At 41.6% G+C, this 15,547-nt stretch carries 16 protein-coding genes; 7 read left to right on the forward strand and 9 right to left on the reverse strand.

Annotated elements, in window-relative coordinates; translation table 11 throughout:
* Positions 1-108 precede the first annotated feature (108 nt).
* The 5 genes from FIV01_RS03685 to FIV01_RS03710 form a co-directional block, all read right to left on the reverse strand.
* Positions 109-567 (reverse strand): NfeD family protein, encoded by a 459-nt coding sequence (locus FIV01_RS03685; RefSeq protein ID WP_152429801.1) that lies wholly within the window; start codon positions 565-567, stop codon positions 109-111.
* 8 nt (positions 568-575) lie between these two features.
* Positions 576-1,496: an SPFH domain-containing protein gene (locus FIV01_RS03690; protein ID WP_152429802.1), complete on the reverse strand. Its 921-nt coding sequence runs from the start codon at positions 1,494-1,496 to the stop codon at positions 576-578.
* 351 nt (positions 1,497-1,847) lie between these two features.
* Positions 1,848-2,702, reverse strand: a complete 855-nt coding sequence (locus FIV01_RS03695; protein WP_152429803.1) for a co-chaperone YbbN — start codon at positions 2,700-2,702, stop codon at positions 1,848-1,850.
* Positions 2,703-3,012: 310 nt separating this feature from the next.
* Complete coding sequence (locus FIV01_RS03705; protein WP_152429804.1) at positions 3,013-3,840, reverse strand: SDR family oxidoreductase; 828 nt, start codon at positions 3,838-3,840, stop codon at positions 3,013-3,015.
* 44 nt (positions 3,841-3,884) lie between these two features.
* Positions 3,885-4,799, reverse strand: coding sequence for a TIGR01777 family oxidoreductase (locus FIV01_RS03710; RefSeq protein WP_152429805.1), 915 nt, complete (start codon positions 4,797-4,799; stop codon positions 3,885-3,887).
* A gap of 233 nt (positions 4,800-5,032) precedes the next feature.
* Here FIV01_RS03710 and FIV01_RS03715 point away from each other — a divergent pair, with 233 nt between their 5' ends.
* From FIV01_RS03715 to FIV01_RS03730, 4 genes are read left to right on the forward strand one after another with little or no spacing between them, the layout of a single operon-like run.
* Positions 5,033-5,767 (forward strand): DUF1538 domain-containing protein, encoded by a 735-nt coding sequence (locus tag FIV01_RS03715; protein WP_152431645.1) that lies wholly within the window; start codon positions 5,033-5,035, stop codon positions 5,765-5,767.
* The gene (locus tag FIV01_RS03720) at positions 5,764-6,558 is read left to right on the forward strand and encodes a DUF1538 domain-containing protein (protein ID WP_152429806.1); all 795 of its coding nucleotides are present in this window, start codon (positions 5,764-5,766) and stop codon (positions 6,556-6,558) included. Before FIV01_RS03715 ends, FIV01_RS03720 begins: the two co-directional genes overlap by 4 nt.
* Positions 6,548-6,898 carry a P-II family nitrogen regulator gene (locus tag FIV01_RS03725; RefSeq protein WP_152429807.1) on the forward strand — a complete coding sequence of 117 codons (351 nt, stop codon included), beginning with the start codon at positions 6,548-6,550 and terminating at the stop codon, positions 6,896-6,898. The genes FIV01_RS03720 and FIV01_RS03725 overlap by 11 nt, the downstream gene beginning before the upstream one ends.
* Positions 6,895-7,299, forward strand: a complete 405-nt coding sequence (locus FIV01_RS03730) for a CBS domain-containing protein (protein WP_152429808.1) — start codon at positions 6,895-6,897, stop codon at positions 7,297-7,299. Before FIV01_RS03725 ends, FIV01_RS03730 begins: the two co-directional genes overlap by 4 nt.
* Positions 7,300-7,337: 38 nt before the next feature.
* On the opposite strand, the gene FIV01_RS03735 is transcribed toward FIV01_RS03730, so the two are convergent.
* Positions 7,338-7,853, reverse strand: coding sequence for a regulatory protein ToxS (locus FIV01_RS03735; protein ID WP_152429809.1), 516 nt, complete (start codon positions 7,851-7,853; stop codon positions 7,338-7,340).
* A gap of 10 nt (positions 7,854-7,863) precedes the next feature.
* On the reverse strand, positions 7,864-8,727 hold the full coding sequence (locus tag FIV01_RS03740) for a winged helix-turn-helix domain-containing protein (protein ID WP_152429810.1): 864 nt from the start codon (positions 8,725-8,727) through the stop codon (positions 7,864-7,866).
* Positions 8,728-8,975: 248 nt separating this feature from the next.
* On the opposite strand from FIV01_RS03740, the gene htpG reads away from it, so the two are divergent.
* The 3 genes from htpG (at position 8,976) to hemH (ending at position 12,922) form a co-directional block, all read left to right on the forward strand.
* Positions 8,976-10,877: a molecular chaperone HtpG gene (htpG, locus tag FIV01_RS03745; RefSeq protein ID WP_152429811.1), complete on the forward strand. Its 1,902-nt coding sequence runs from the start codon at positions 8,976-8,978 to the stop codon at positions 10,875-10,877.
* A gap of 308 nt (positions 10,878-11,185) precedes the next feature.
* A complete protein-coding gene (gene adk / locus FIV01_RS03750) occupies positions 11,186-11,830 on the forward strand; it encodes an adenylate kinase (RefSeq protein ID WP_152429812.1) in 645 nt (214 codons plus the stop codon).
* 132 nt (positions 11,831-11,962) lie between these two features.
* Entirely contained in the window at positions 11,963-12,922 is a 960-nt protein-coding gene (gene hemH / locus FIV01_RS03755) for a ferrochelatase (RefSeq protein ID WP_152429813.1), read from the forward strand.
* A 39-nt stretch (positions 12,923-12,961) separates the two neighbouring features.
* On the opposite strand, the gene FIV01_RS03760 is transcribed toward hemH, so the two are convergent.
* Positions 12,962-14,455: a winged helix-turn-helix domain-containing protein gene (locus FIV01_RS03760; protein ID WP_152429814.1), complete on the reverse strand. Its 1,494-nt coding sequence runs from the start codon at positions 14,453-14,455 to the stop codon at positions 12,962-12,964.
* 258 nt (positions 14,456-14,713) lie between these two features.
* Positions 14,714-15,277: an outer membrane beta-barrel protein gene (locus FIV01_RS03765; RefSeq protein WP_152429815.1), complete on the reverse strand. Its 564-nt coding sequence runs from the start codon at positions 15,275-15,277 to the stop codon at positions 14,714-14,716.
* Between the last annotated feature and the right edge of the window lie 270 nt (positions 15,278-15,547).

A 15,547-nucleotide genomic window follows, 5' to 3' on the forward strand; every position in this document is an offset into this window, starting at 1 on the left:
ATCAATTTACGCTGGTACTCAGCCACAGAGCAGGCATTGTAATGCCTTCTCTGCGGTTGTTTTTTGTTCTAAAATGAAATTATTGTGACAAGTAACGGCTGAGTGGATTTAGCTGAGCTTTTTCTCTTCAATCGTCAAAATTATCCCATTTACTTGGGTGACTTCGACTAAAGTGCCTGCCGCTATAGGATGATCAGTTTGGGCAGACCAGGTGCTGTCGCCAATTTTGATTCTGTGTCGTCCTGGAGCGATATCCTCTTCAAGAACCACTGTTTGCCCTATCATTTGTTTTTGCTTTTGATTTAGCTCCCTGTGCTCATCATCACACACATCTTGGTTAAATTGTTTTCTCCACCAAAGCCAAGAAGTGGCTAATGAAAATACGGCAAAGGCTATCCACTGAAATTGCCAACTCATCGGCAATAATGATAAGAGTCCACCTATGAGTAGGGCTGATATCCCTAGCCATAGGAAATATCCAGCCGTACCAAAAAGCTCCATGGCTAGCAAAGCTAGCCCAAAGGCTAGCCAATGCCAATGATTAATAGAATCAAGTAATTCGAGCAAGTGAACCTCTATTTATTTTGTTCAGGTTGTTTGAACATTTCTGCAATACCGGCAACTGAGCCCATAAGCCCAGATGCTTCAAGTGGCAACATAATGATTTTGCCATTTTCGGCCTGACCAATACTGCGCAGTGCATCTGTATAGCCCTGAGCGATAAAGTAATTGACTGCCTGCATGTCACCTTTCGCTATAGCTTCTGATACCATGGTGGTAGCGCGTGCTTCTGCTTCAGCAGCTCGCTCACGTGCTTCTGCTTGTAATATTGCCGCTTGTTTTTCACCTTCGGCTTTGAGTATTTCTGATTGTTTATGACCTTCAGCTCTGAGAATTTCTGCTTGGCGTACACCTTCGGCCTCTAATATCTCAGCACGTTTATTTCTTTCAGCTTTCATTTGGGCATTCATGGCAGCAGTCAGATCGGCTGGTGGTTGCACATCTTTGATTTCAATACGAGTGACTTTTACTCCCCAAGGGTTAGTTGCCTCATCAACAATGGCAAGTAACTTGCTGTTGATCATATCTCTCTGGCTTAGCATCTCGTCTAATTCCATTGAGCCAAGGACTGTCCTGATATTGGTGAGAGTTAGGTTACGAATGGCATGCTCTAGATCATTTACTTCGTATGCTGCTTGAGCGGCATCGACCACTTGTACAAAACAAACAGCATCGATCGTTACGTTAGCGTTGTCCTTTGAAATAACTTCTTGAGCGGGAATGTCGAGAACACGCTCCATCATATTTACCTTCTGTCCGATGCCATCAATAAAAGGAATAATAATGTTTAAGCCTGGTTTGAGAGTATGTGTATAGCGGCCAAATCGCTCAACGGTCCAATGGTTTCCTTGAGGGACAGTTTTTACACCAGCAACTATGAATGCAATCACAACTACGAGTAGAACGCCGATGGTAATAAGAGAATCAATTGTCATGGATAACCCCCATTTTATTCTTTATGCTGATTGTTGCTTAGATCTGTGTTGAATACAATGATATAAATGCAAGATAATTACATATTTCATACTCTGTCAGTACTGAGGCAAAGCTAGGATAGCCGAGTAAAAGAGTAAAGATGTGGAATAGATATGGTGGCAGTGACGTATTGACGAAATAACCTTTAAGATATTAAAGTTATAAATAAGAATAACTTATCAAATCATTTCAGTGTTTTTCTTATTTATCGATTAGTTGTGAACAAATGATGTTTCTACACTGAAAAAGTGACGAAAGAGGCATTTAGTAAAGAAAAAGCTGAGACCTAGCAGCTTTTTCTTATGTAACATTTAGTACAGTAGTGAATACAGCTTGCGCCTATACTGGGATGCTAACGGGTTGGTTTGGCCCAATGCGGCGAGAATATCCATAAAATGCTTTTTTACCTCTCCATCAAGAGCATTTAAATCACGACTTAGGAACTGCCATAAAATCTCTAGCGCTTCTTGGTCACGATTAACTTGGTGGTAGCTTAACGCCAGCTCGGCGGCGAGCTTTACGTTACTTGATTCAGCTTGAAATTGTTTCTCAAGCGATTGAATTTCAGGACTGTTTGCCGAGTGCTCATGCAGTTCAAGCTTAGCCACTAATCCTTTGTAGTAGTTATCTTGATATTCTAAAGGAATGTTACCTAGCAAGACTTTCGCTTGCTCAAAGTCTTGTGTTTCTAACAGACATTCTGCTATTGCTAACTTTACATCGCCTTTTTGTTTTAAATCATCTGGTAACGCTTGAAGTAATGCGAGAGCTTGCCCATGTTGATTTGTTTGAATCAACTCCAATGCTTGTTTTATATCGAGTTCATCTTGGCTGGGCAAATGATTGGCCAACATACTCTGAATAGCTTGTAACTCTTGTGGCCCACCTAGACCATCGACAGGTTGACCATTTACAAATAAAGCGATGGTAGGCAGAGCTTGCACTCCAAACTGACTGGCGATCATCTGTTCTTGTTCGCAGTTTAAAAGTGCTAAAGTAAAGGCTCCATTGTATTGCTGAGCGAGTTCCTGTAATTGTGGGATAACCTGCGTACTTTCCTGACTCATTGGTGCCCAAAAATGGATAAGGACAGGGGCTTGCATTGAGCCTTCAAGTACCTGACGAAAGTTTTGCTCATTGAGTTCGACAATAAAGGGAGACTGCATGAGAAGATTCCTTGAGACGATTAATATACTCCAGACATATGGGCGTATAGTGTAAATATCAAGCCGTGAGTTTTCTCGGGCAAGTGAACACAGCAATATCGCCGCTATACTGGCGGTATTGCTGTTGTCGAATACAAGCGGAGGTGTTTATAAGACGATAAACAAAGTTAGCGCAACACCCACACTTAGCCAGTTTAATTGGTTTAATGTCATGTTTTTATCCGAATGTAACGCTCTTGAAGGTAGTAAAGTTTGTCACTTCATCTGCCACAGTATCGTTTTATTATTACGGTATGATGACATCCTTTTTTTAAGAAGCGCGCCTTAACACCCAATCTAACGTACGACTTGATAGTAAGCGCTTTAATATTGCAAATATCTTAGTTGGTGTTGTAATACGATAGCGAATTCTGGGTTTCTTGGCCTCTAATGCATGAAGTAGTGGTGCAACGCAGGATTCTGGTGGCAGTACAAATGCATTTGTTGATGTCTGGTTCCCCAGTGCTTCCAAGCGCTTTTCATATTCTTCATGGTGAACGCTTTGGTCAAAATCGATCCATTTCATCAAGGTTTTATGGGCATTTTTTCTAAACTGAGTTTCAATGGGTCCAGGTTCTATTAAACTGATTTTAATGTCGGTATTCGCGAGCTCTAAGCGCAGCGTATCGGTCCAGCCTTCTATGGCAAATTTAGATGCATTGTAAGCCCCACGATAGGACATAGCTGCAAAGCCAAGTACTGAGCTGTTTTGAACGATGCGACCATAGCCCTGCATGCGCATAATTGGCAGTACTTGTTTAACTAGGTGATGCCAGCCAAAGAAGTTGGTTTCAAACTGCTCTCTTAAAGCTTGTGTAGGAAGGTCTTCCAAGGCACCAGCTTGCCCGTAAGCCCCATTATTAAACAAAGCGTCAAGTGTTCCCCCAGTTAGTTCCAGCGCTTTTTTCACAGCACTTTCAATGCTGTCGCTGCTATTTAGATCTAACTGAATGCAAGTGAGTCCCTCACTTTGTAGATGTTTAACGTCATCGGAATTTCGGCATGATGCGATGACTTGGTAACCTGCTTTTTGTAGCGCATGAGCGCAGGTGTATCCAATGCCGGTGGAACATCCGGTAATGAGAATAGATTTAGCCATTAAGTATTTGTATTGTTTGTTTTTTAAACCAATAGCATACAATATTAATCTTGGTGTTGTAACAAGTTCTTCATGGCCGGTTCAATACGAGAATAGCTAAAGCGAAAGCCCAGTTCGGTGAGCTTTTTAGGCTTGGCTCTTAGACTGTCGAATAAGAGTACGGCACTCTCTCCCATGACTATGTTTAATATCCATTTCGGTGTGAACAATAGATGCGGTCTTTTGAGTGATTTTGCCAAAGTTTGGCTGAATTGTTTGTTAGTAACTGGGTGAGGCGCGCACAGATTAAACTCGCCATGAGCGTGCTCTGTTTCTATTAAATAGATGATGCCACGGACCATATCAAGGAGGTGTATCCAGGGAATAAACTGGTTACCTTTGCCAATAGGGCCACCCAAGCCAAGTTTATAGGGTAAAATCATTTTGCCTAATGCTCCGCCACCAAGACCAAGAACAACACCGGTACGTAAAATACAAACGCGTGTAGATTCAGACCGAGCACGATTAGCAATTTCTTCCCATTTGGTACACACAAGATGAGGAAAACTTTGGTTATGAACGTTTAAGCCCTCGTCGAATGGATGTTCTTGTTGATCTCCATAGTAGCCTACTGCGGAACCGCTAATAAAAACGCTAGGTGGTGATGTACTCGCATGAATAAGGTCAACAATTTTTTCGGTGATATGCCAACGACTGTTGCATATTGTGCTTTTCTGTTTTTCACTCCAACGTTTATCTGCAATAGGCTCGCCAGCTAGATTGACCACGGCGTCAAAGTCGTTGAGATCATTTAAACAATCGAGCCTGGAGATATAGGTGATATTGCCCATATCAGCATGGCTAACTTTGATTTTTGCGTCACTGGGTGAACGTGTAAGAAGCACAACCTCGTAGGTGGTAAAATGTTTTAACAACTCTCTACCAATAAAGCCTGTGCCACCCGTTAGCAGTACTTTCATCCAGATCTCCCGTCGCCTCCTAGATACTGTTTCAATGAATAGATTAAAACAGCAATTCTAGTAATTATAGCGAGTTAGCTATATTTGGGATCATCATATACGGAAAATGAAAGCAATAGGCAGCAAAAATGCATATTTTCTATTTTTTGGTTGTCTATTGCTCTATTTGGGTCAAACTTACATCAGAGCCTTATCGCCATAATCAATGGCAAATAATTGGATATGAGGTTGATATGCAGGCTGTGGCCGCACTTCTAAAAGCATTTTTAGGAAGTTTGAGAGATTTGTTGCCAATAGTGGCTGTCATTTCTTTTTTTCAACTTATTGTATTGCAAGAGCCTTTACCCAATATGTTATCAATATTGTTTGGTCTCGTTTTGGTCGTTATGGGCCTAACCTTTTTTATCTTCGGACTAGAAATGGGGCTTTTTCCAATCGGAGAGTCTATGGCCCAGGCTTTTGCTCGGAAAGGAAGCGTTGCTTGGCTAATGCTATTTGCGTTTTGTTTAGGTTTTGGAACGACAGTGGCGGAGCCGGCTCTCACTGCTGTTTCTGCAGAGGCAGCTCAAGTCGCAGCAGAAGGTGGAATGATCGCGGCTAACGAGGCATCAATGGATAGCTACGCAAATGGTCTGAGGTATACCGTTGCTCTATCAGTAGGGGTAGCCATTATGCTGGGCGTATTGCGTATCCTTCGAGGCTGGTCGATTCAGTACATGATTATCGGAGGCTACATAGGTGTTGTGGTATTGACGATGTTTGCACCCGAAAGCATTATTGGTGTTGCCTACGACTCTGGAGGGGTTACGACATCCACGATTACAGTGCCTCTCGTTACCGCATTAGGAGTTGGGCTAGCATCAGCAATTAAGGGGCGTAACCCCATGTTGGATGGATTTGGTCTAATTGCTTTTGCTTCTTTGTTGCCCATGATGTTTGTTATGGTTTACGGAATGGTGGTCGCGTGATTGTTTGGTCTGAATTTATAGGGACTTTTAGCAATACAATCATAGATGTATTGCCGATAGCATCAATTATTTTTGGCTTTCAGTTTGCGGTTTTGCGCCGTCCTGTGACGAATTGGCCTAAGGTCGTCGCTGGTTTTGGGTATGTCATTCTTGGCCTTTCTCTGTTTCTAATCGGACTTGAACTTGCATTGTTTCCTCTTGGTGAAACTATGGCAATGCAGTTGACCCAACCTTCTTTTTTACAAGAGTTTGGTACGGCTTCAGAGGGAAATATAGGCTGGCAGGATTATTATTGGGTGTATTTGTTTGCATTTTGTATTGGTTTTAGCACCACAATTGCCGAACCCTCTTTAATTGCGGTGGCGATAAAAGCTAACCAAGTATCTGCTGGGGCAATCAGTGTCAATGGACTTCGTATCGCAGTCGCACTTGGGGTTGCTTTTGGTATTTCATTGGGTAGTTACAGAATTGTTGTAGGGGATCCTATCCATTACTACATCATCACAGGTTACATTGTTGTGGTCGCTCAGACATTTTATGCCCCTAAACTTATAGTACCGCTCGCATACGACTCGGGAGGTGTAACAACTTCTACCGTAACCGTACCTTTAGTGGCGGCTTTGGGGTTGGGCCTAGCGTCTACAGTACCTGGACGAAACCCAATGATTGATGGTTTCGGGCTTATCGCATTTGCGAGCTTGTTTCCCATCATCTCTGTTATGGGGTATGCACAAATAACTCATTGGCTTGGCAAAAGCTCATCAAAGGAGGACAAAGAGAATGCGCTTTAAATTGATACTCGCTTTTGTTGAAGATAGCAGAACCGATTCTGTGCTTGATGCAGCGAGAGAGGCAGGAGCGACAGGAGCGACCGTTATAAATCATGCAAGAGGGGAAGGGCTAAATAAAAAATCCACCTTTTTCGGCCTTACCCTAGAAGTACAAAAAGATGTACTTCTTTTTGTTGTTGAAGAACATCTTTCGAGACATATTCTAGAAAAAATCAGCGAGGTGGGTGAGTTTGATCAAGAGTCTGGTCAGGGAATTGCCGTGCAAATTGATGTTGAAGATGCGGTTGGCGTTGCCCACCAAGTAGAAAAATTGTCGGAAGTGGTAGGGAACGAGTTATGAGTGGTGATCAAAAAGTATGTGTCCGTGATGTTATGGCCGAGAACTACGTTATGGTAGATGGTCTCACGACGGTCAGGGAAGGTATTCTGCTGGCGAGAAAGCATCAAGTTAAAGCTTTAGTGGTTAATAAACGTAATGATGACGATGAATATGGCCTGGTATTAATGAATGATATAGCCAAAAAAGTACTGGCAATGAATCGCTCGCCTGATCGTGTAAACATATATGAAATTATGACCAAGCCTGCGTTGGCCGTAGGTCCCGATATGCAGGTAAAATATTGCGCTAGGTTATTTGAACGTTTTGGTATCAGCCGTGCACCCGTGATCGAAAATGGTCAAATCCTTGGTATGGTTAGCTACAACAATATCGTTCTCAGTGGCATGGCGAGGGATGAATAGCTATTCATCCCTCAAGCAGCGAAAATTGAAAGTGTGAGTTAGTTAGAAAACAGAACGGTAGAGCCGTGGTTTAGACTAGTAAGCAATAATGTATTTTCATTAACGATATCTATTCTTCGGCTTTGCTGAGCATCCATTTTAAAGATTTGAGTAATGAGCTTAAGCTGCTCTTCGGTGAAATCTTTACTTTGAGCTGAGGATACATCTTTAAATGTGACCGGTGACACTAGGAGGTAGTTATCACTGATATCCCATTCACCTTCTTCAGAAATGTTAATAACACTCTCATTTTTTGTATCATTGCCATATAGTTTTACGGTAGCAAAGCGGTTGTACTGACCATTTGGCAAATATTTCACATTTGAATCTACGGTGACACGGCGAAGGGATCCCACAGACTCTTCTCTTAAACTGTCCGTGATAAGTGTTACCATTCTGGACTGCCACTCTTTAGATATTAGCACTTGCTCAACTTTTAGATCACTTCCCCAATAAAGCCAACTACTAAACAAAGCTGACAAAACAAGTAAACCGGCTGCAATTTTATGGTTCATTTTATTTTTCCTATTGGCAAACTTTGTTGAGATCTTTTTGATCGGCAAATATACGAACAGTGATGTTTTCACCTGAATTAGCAACCGAGTGTATGTAGTTGAGTACTAGCTGTTTGTTTTGACCGCCAGTAGCAATGACTTCGACTGGTGCTACAGAAGCATGGACAGTGTTGTATCGCTTCACACACTTTTCGATTGATGGGTACCAAGGAGTTAAATCTGGATGATTAATCGGTGTTTTTACCGGCGTACCATCATACATAGCAATTTGACGAAAGGTAGACTCAGCAGGGTTAGTAAATAAAATAACACTCAAGGGAATAAGTAAGGCGAGTAATAACATGACTCGTATTCCCCATTGTGGTGATTCCACCGAGGGGGACGCTATTTGATCTGCTTGAGGCTTTGTTTCAGCTATGGGTGAGTATTTTTTGTCGTCTATGCCTATATTGGTAGTGGTTTCACTATCTAGTTGGGTGGCTTCTGATGCTTCTTCTTCTTGAGACTGAGTACCACTCATCAAAGGCGTTGTGCGCTCAACACTACAAATCAATTGGTAACCACGTTTTGGTACTGTTTTGATAAATTGTGGTGACTTTGTTGAATCTTGAAGCTGTTTTCTAAGTGTTGAAATAGCCTGAGTTAAGCTCGAGTCATCAACTTCGAAACCTTGTTCTCTCCAAACAAAATCATGCAGTTCGTTTCGAGATACAATTTCATTGGGCTTTTCTGATAGCAAAAGCAAAATTCTGCTTTCATTGCTTCCCAAACGTATAACTTCGTTATTATCGTTTGAGTTGTCCACCAGAGAGTTTGTATTGTGGTCAAAAGTAAATCTATTTGAAAGATTGAACTTAGTGCCTATGTTACTCATTCGGTATAACCATCTTGTTAGTTAGGTTTTATCAGATGCGCCAAAAAACGTGTTTCGAGAGACGGTAAATATTGTTTTTGATTTTTTGAGCTGCAAGGATAGACAAAATAAAATCAAAAAAACAATGTTTTTATGAATTTTGACCTTGAATTTACATTTGGCACCCTCATGTTAGTTTGCAGACTATGTCAGCGTCGGCCTCATTTATAAATGTAAGGCCTGATAATTATAGATGTTATGGAGCGAACATGAGCGAAACGGCAACACAAAATAAAGAAACTCGTGGCTTTCAGTCTGAAGTAAAACAGCTACTTCACTTGATGATTCATTCTCTTTATTCGAATAAAGAGATTTTTTTACGTGAGCTTATCTCTAATGCTTCGGATGCTTCGGATAAACTACGTTTCCAAGCTTTGTCTAATCCTGATTTATATCAAGGAGATGCAGATCTTGGTGTCAAACTCTCTTTTGATGAAAACTCCAATACACTTACTATTTCTGATAATGGTATAGGCATGAGCCGCGATGATGTTATCGAGCATCTAGGTACTATTGCTAAATCAGGTACAGCAGAGTTTTTCTCGAAGTTGTCAGAAGACCAATCTAAAGACTCACAGCTCATTGGCCAGTTTGGTGTTGGTTTTTATTCCGCATTTATTGTTGCGGATGCAGTAACTGTTCGTACTCGCGCTGCAGGTCTTGCATCGGATGAGGCTGTTCAGTGGCATTCAGCGGGTGAAGGTGAATACACGATAGAAACCATTTCGAAGGAATCTCGTGGTACCGACATCGTTCTTCATATGCGTGAAGAAGGCAAAGAATTCTTAAATGAATGGCGCCTTCGTGAGGTGATCAGCAAGTATTCTGACCACATCGGTATTCCAGTGTCTATTCAGACTGCGGAACGTGATGAAGAAGGAAAAGAAACGGGGGAGAAAAAGTGGGAGCAAATTAATAAGGCTCAAGCGCTTTGGACTCGTAACAAATCAGATATCTCAGAAGAAGAGTACCAAGAGTTCTATAAGCATGTTTCACATGACTTCGCCGATCCTTTGCTTTGGAGCCATAACCGTGTAGAGGGTAAGAACGACTACACTAGCTTGTTGTATATTCCAGCTAAAGCACCTTGGGATATGATGAACCGCGATCATAAATCTGGTCTTAAGCTCTACGTTCAACGTGTTTTCATTATGGATGACGCAGAACAATTTATGCCGTCATACTTACGTTTTGTTCGTGGCTTAATAGATTCTAATGATCTGCCGCTAAACGTGTCACGTGAAATCCTTCAGGATAACAAAGTGACTCAGTCACTACGCAATGCGTGTACCAAGCGTGTTTTGACTATGCTTGAGCGCATGGCAAAAAATGATGAAGAGAAGTATCAGTCATTTTGGAAAGAGTTTGGCCTTGTTCTAAAAGAAGGTCCAGCAGAGGATATGGCCAACAAAGAGAAAGTGGCAGCCTTGCTACGTTTTGCTTCAACAGACAATGACTCTGAGGAACAAAGCGTTGGTTTGGCATCCTATGTTGATCGTATGAAAGAAGGCCAAGATAAGATCTATTACTTAACGGCAGATAGCTATGCGGCTGCGAAAAACAGCCCTCATTTAGAGCAGTTCAAAGCAAAAGGTATTGAAGTCATTTTGATGTTTGATCGTATCGACGAATGGCTCATGAACTATCTAACTGAGTTTGACGGTAAGCAATTCCAGTCTATCACCAAAGCAGGCCTTGATCTTAGCCAGTTTGAAGATGAAGCTGAGAAAGAAAAACAGAAAGAAACGGAAGAAGAGTTTAAATCTGTTGTCGATCGCACCAAAGAGTATTTAGGCGATCGCGTAAAAGAAGTTCGTACGACTTTCAAACTTGCTTCAACTCCCGCAGTTGTTGTGACGGATGATTTTGAAATGGGTACACAAATGGCTAAGCTACTTGCGGCGGCAGGACAAGCAGCTCCTGAAGTGAAATACATTTTTGAAATTAACCCAGAGCACGATCTCGTTAAACGGATGGCTGATGAAGCCGATGAAGAAGCATTTGGCCGCTGGGTTGAAGTGCTACTTGGTCAAGCTATGTTAGCTGAACGAGGTTCGATGGAAGATCCATCACAATTTGTTGGTGCGATTAATTCGCTGCTGGCAAACTAATAATATTGATTAAAAAGCTCGCGATATGCGGGCTTTTTAACGATTGAGTTTCATTGCTGATACAGAGAGGTTGCTAAGGTTAGTGTGAGTAGGTGGGCAATCTTAGCTTTTGAACTGATCTGTAGTGATTGATTTTGTGATAGAATGGAATCTTGAAACTCAGTGAACAGGCGTGTAATGTGCACGCCTGTTTTATTATCACTAATATAACACTTATACCAAAACTTATCGTCGCATAACACTGCGTATAGTGGTGAAATCAACATTGTGAGCTTCGGTATAAATCAACAATCTTAAGAGGATTTAACATGCGCATCATTCTTCTAGGTGCTCCAGGTGCAGGCAAAGGCACTCAGGCTCAATTCATCATGGAGAAATATGGTATACCACAGATCTCTACTGGTGATATGTTACGTGCTGCGATCAAAGCAGGCACCGAGCTTGGCAGGCAAGCCAAAGCTGTTATCGATGCTGGTCAGCTAGTTTCTGATGACATTATCCTTGGCCTAATCAAAGAACGTATTGCTCAAGACGACTGTGAGAAAGGTTTTTTGCTTGATGGTTTCCCACGAACTATCCCTCAGGCCGACGGCCTAAAAGAAATGGGTGTTGTGGTTGATTATGTGATTGAGTTCGATGTAGCAGATGATGTGATTGTTGAACGTATGGCGGGTCGACGCGCTCATTTGGCCTCTGGTCGTACTTACCATGTTACCTACAACCCGCCTAAGGTTGAAGGTAAAGATGATATCACTGGTGAAGATCTCGTTGTGCGTGATGATGATAAAGAAGAAACGGTTCGCGCGCGCCTTGGTGTGTATCATGAACAAACGGCTCCTTTAATCGAGTATTACGGTAAAGAAGCTCAAGAAGGAAACACTCAATATCTAAAATTTGATGGCACGAAACGTGTTGAAGAAGTGAGTGCGGATATAGAAAAAGCATTGGCTTAATTCTATTTACATCGTCAATAAAAAATTTGATATAGTGAAAGCGACCAATTAGGTCGCTTTTTTCATCTTTACCTTTTGAGCGGTAAAGAGGTTTACATCGTAAGGTCTGTTTTATAGTGTCGATGAGGTGTTATGCAAAATACAAAAAAACAAGGAGTGCTGTTGGTTAACTTGGGAACTCCTGATGCACCGACAGCGCCAGCAGTAAAACGCTTCTTAAGCCAGTTTCTGCATGATAAGCGTGTGGTAGATATGACGCGCTGGCTTTGGTGTCCACTACTGCATGGCATTATTCTGCCAATACGTTCGCCAAAAGTAGCCAAGTTATATCAAACTGTATGGATGGAGGAAGGTTCGCCTCTTCTGGTGTATGCCAAAAGGCAAGCGGATAAACTTAAACAGCAGATTGATATGCCAGTGGAGCTGGGAATGACCTATGGTAACCCTAGCCTTAAGGTTGGACTTGAAAAGCTGCTAGAATCGGGCGTTGAAGATGTGATTGTGTTGCCTCTATACCCTCAGTATTCCAGCACAACTACAGCCGCAGTGTCTGATGGATTAACCAAGGCCTATCAATCCATTCCTGTTATGCCCAGTTATCGACTAGTACGTGATTATCATGATCATCCTACTTATATAAAGGCTTTGGCTGAAAGTGTTCGACGCTCATGGCAAGATAAAGGTCAAGGCGATTACTTGTTGTGCTCCTACCATGGCATTCCCAAGCGCTATGCCGATAATGGTGATATCTATCCACAGCATTGTGAAGCAACCACGGAATTGTTGAGACTTGAATTAGGTCTAACAAAAGAGCAAGTTGGGATGACTTATCAATCTCGATTTGGCCGTGAAGAGTGGCTGCAGCCCTACACGGATAAGACACTTGAGCAACTACCGAGTAAAGGTGTTAAGAAGCTGGATATTATTACTCCGGCTTTTTCCTCAGACTGTCTGGAAACGTTGGAAGAAATATCAGAGCAATGCTGCGAGCTTTTCATTGAACATGGAGGAGACGTGTTTAATTTTATTCCATGTTTGAATGATGACGAGCTTCATATCCAAATGATGATAGAGATAATTAACGAGTCCTAAAGTAATGTTGAATAAAAGCCACCTTTGGGTGGCTTTTATTTATGGGTAAGGCCGGCAAAAGGTCTCAACACCTTGCCATAATACGGATTTAGGGCGCTGAATATATTTTATATCGTGTAAAGCTTCTTGCCATAGTTCTAAGCAAGCTTGTTTTCTATCACTACTCGAGTATAAGCTATAGACGCGTTCTGCGGGTAGAGTGGTGGTCAATGCCGAGATAGCTTTTAAATAATAAGCAAGATACATCTGCTTGTTGCCTTTTTCTCGATTGATATTAGCTTGGAGAAGAAAAATCAGCGCATTATCGGGGATCTCAGTGGCGTATTCTCTTTCTAGCATTCTAAGGCTTCGCTCAACATCTCCTGAGCGATAGGTGATAAGAGCCAGCAACATATGCAGATCGGGTGGGGTAATTGGCTCGCGTTCCTTAATTTTTGCGATCCATTTTTTAAAATCAGCTTGTGATTGGTCGGTAAAAAGCAGCTCTCGGGTGTAAAACAGCACTTCCATATTCGTAAGCGGGCGGCTGAGTAAGTTATTTAAGCTGGTATTGGCGATTGGCGTGATAAAACCAGATACATGATGAGAAAAGCTCTGGATATCTTGTGGTAGCTTAAAGTAATCACTTAAATCCGCATTTAATTGATTAACGGTTTCGGTTAGCTGTTGTGGCTCAAAAGGATAGATTTTTCGCCATGCGACTCTTCCTGAAGCTGTCAGATGTAAAAGGCTTTCCAAATGAACTTTTCCGCCCTCATCTTCCCACAAGTTAAAACGTAAACGGTAATCTGAGTCATAGGCGGCATCTGAGCCTGGGAAATGACAGTGCTCGCTTAAGCTGTGTAAATAAAAGCTAGGTGAACTCATATTAGATAGGTGAATATACGGGGATGAACTGTAGGCGTAGAGGGTAAGCGCTTTGATTTTGAGTGCGGCATCCTCAAGCCCCTCATCTTCACACACCACAGTATCAAGCAATAGCCGTACTTGAGGGACATGCAGGGTATTATTTTGTTTACTTTGGTTGAAGTGGGACCAAGTATGTATTGCAAGCAATATGGTCAATGCAGCAAACACAACACTAAGACTCCATCCCATGTAGCGCCGAATGGTATTCTTGGTGACAGTATTTTTTGCTGCATCGGGTACTGGGCTAGGCAAACTGGTTTCGTCTTTATCGATAAGTTGGACAAAGCTCTGTGGGATATAGTAACCACGTTTGGGGTAGGTTACGATGATTTTGGTTGAATCGGCTTGTTCAGTATGCTGACGAAAAAGATTACGCAGTAGGCTTATTCGGTTGGTCACCACATTTTTCGAGATGTATTGGTTTTCCCAAACCAATTCGATAAATTCATCAATCGACGTGGGCTCATCCACATTAGAAAGTAACACTTCCAGTAAAGCTATATTTCTAGGCTCAAGTGGAATATCTTCTTGCCCGGCGCGTAAAGACTTGTCGTGAGGATTGTAGACAATATCGGCGATGGCAATATTGCAATGTTCGTTTTTGGCTTGTTCGAGTAAATTCATTCATCTCTATTGAGAAATAACATAATATAGTCAGTGTATCCTAATTTTGCTATCGAATATAAGTGTAAGAAATGTTGTTTTTGTCCCATAAATGAGAATTTTCTTGGTTAGGAACGATTATTGAGCGATAACTAATGGATTAATCGAAGTTTTTAGAGCTTTTTAGTCAGTATAAGGAGTGTTGTGAGCTGATAAACTTGGCAGGGTAGAAACAAATAATGCCGCAATAAGCGGCATTATGTTATTCATCAAATCGTCTTAGAACGCGAAGTTAGCGTTGATATAAGCAATATCAGTAGCATCAACGTTAAGCTCTATTTCTTTGATTTCATTGCTAAAATATTGGTTATGGCGGTAACCTAGTTCCATACCAAAATTATCAGTAAACTTGTAACCCAAACCTAAATTAGCACCTGCTGCAAGACCAGTATTGTCTCTTTTAAGGCCGACAACGTCATTCTCAACTACTGTTTTTTGGTATCCAAGGTTACCGCCAGCAAGTAGGTAAAACTTATCATTTACATAGTGTAGGTAATCAGCACCGATACCTGCTTCACGAGTGGTTACGTCTGTATGAAGATATTCGTCACTTACAGACAGCTGAAGGTAGCCATAGCCACGTACATTTTGATTTAGGTAATGACCTACTTTCAATCCAAATACACCCATGTCATCTGTTTCTTTAGCTATTTTAGAATCAGCACTTTCACCAGAGTAATCGTATTTACCAGCACCTAGTTCGAGAGCAAAGTAGGTATCGTTAGCAAGCGAAGGCATAGAAGCGCTAGCAGCAACGGCTGCAATAAGTAATACTTTTTTCATGTGTTATACACTCAAGTTGTTTGTCTTTAAGAAGAAAAAGAGGTAGTTAAGTGAGTGGTTACTCATTAATGAGCCTCTTATGTTAAGGCGCCGCATCTTGGTACGACTTTTTTGTGAAGGGGAGAAGTTACTGCAAGCTAGCGTTATGAAGCGAGAAACAAAATTAAAAATAGTTGAATAAAGTTGAATTTTATATCTAAATTATTGTTTATGTTATAATTTAATTCTTTGTTTGCTATGGTTTTATAGAATTGGCACCTGAATTTTCAG

This window comes from Vibrio aquimaris (genome assembly GCF_009363415.1).
Lineage (GTDB): Bacteria > Pseudomonadota > Gammaproteobacteria > Enterobacterales > Vibrionaceae > Vibrio > Vibrio aquimaris.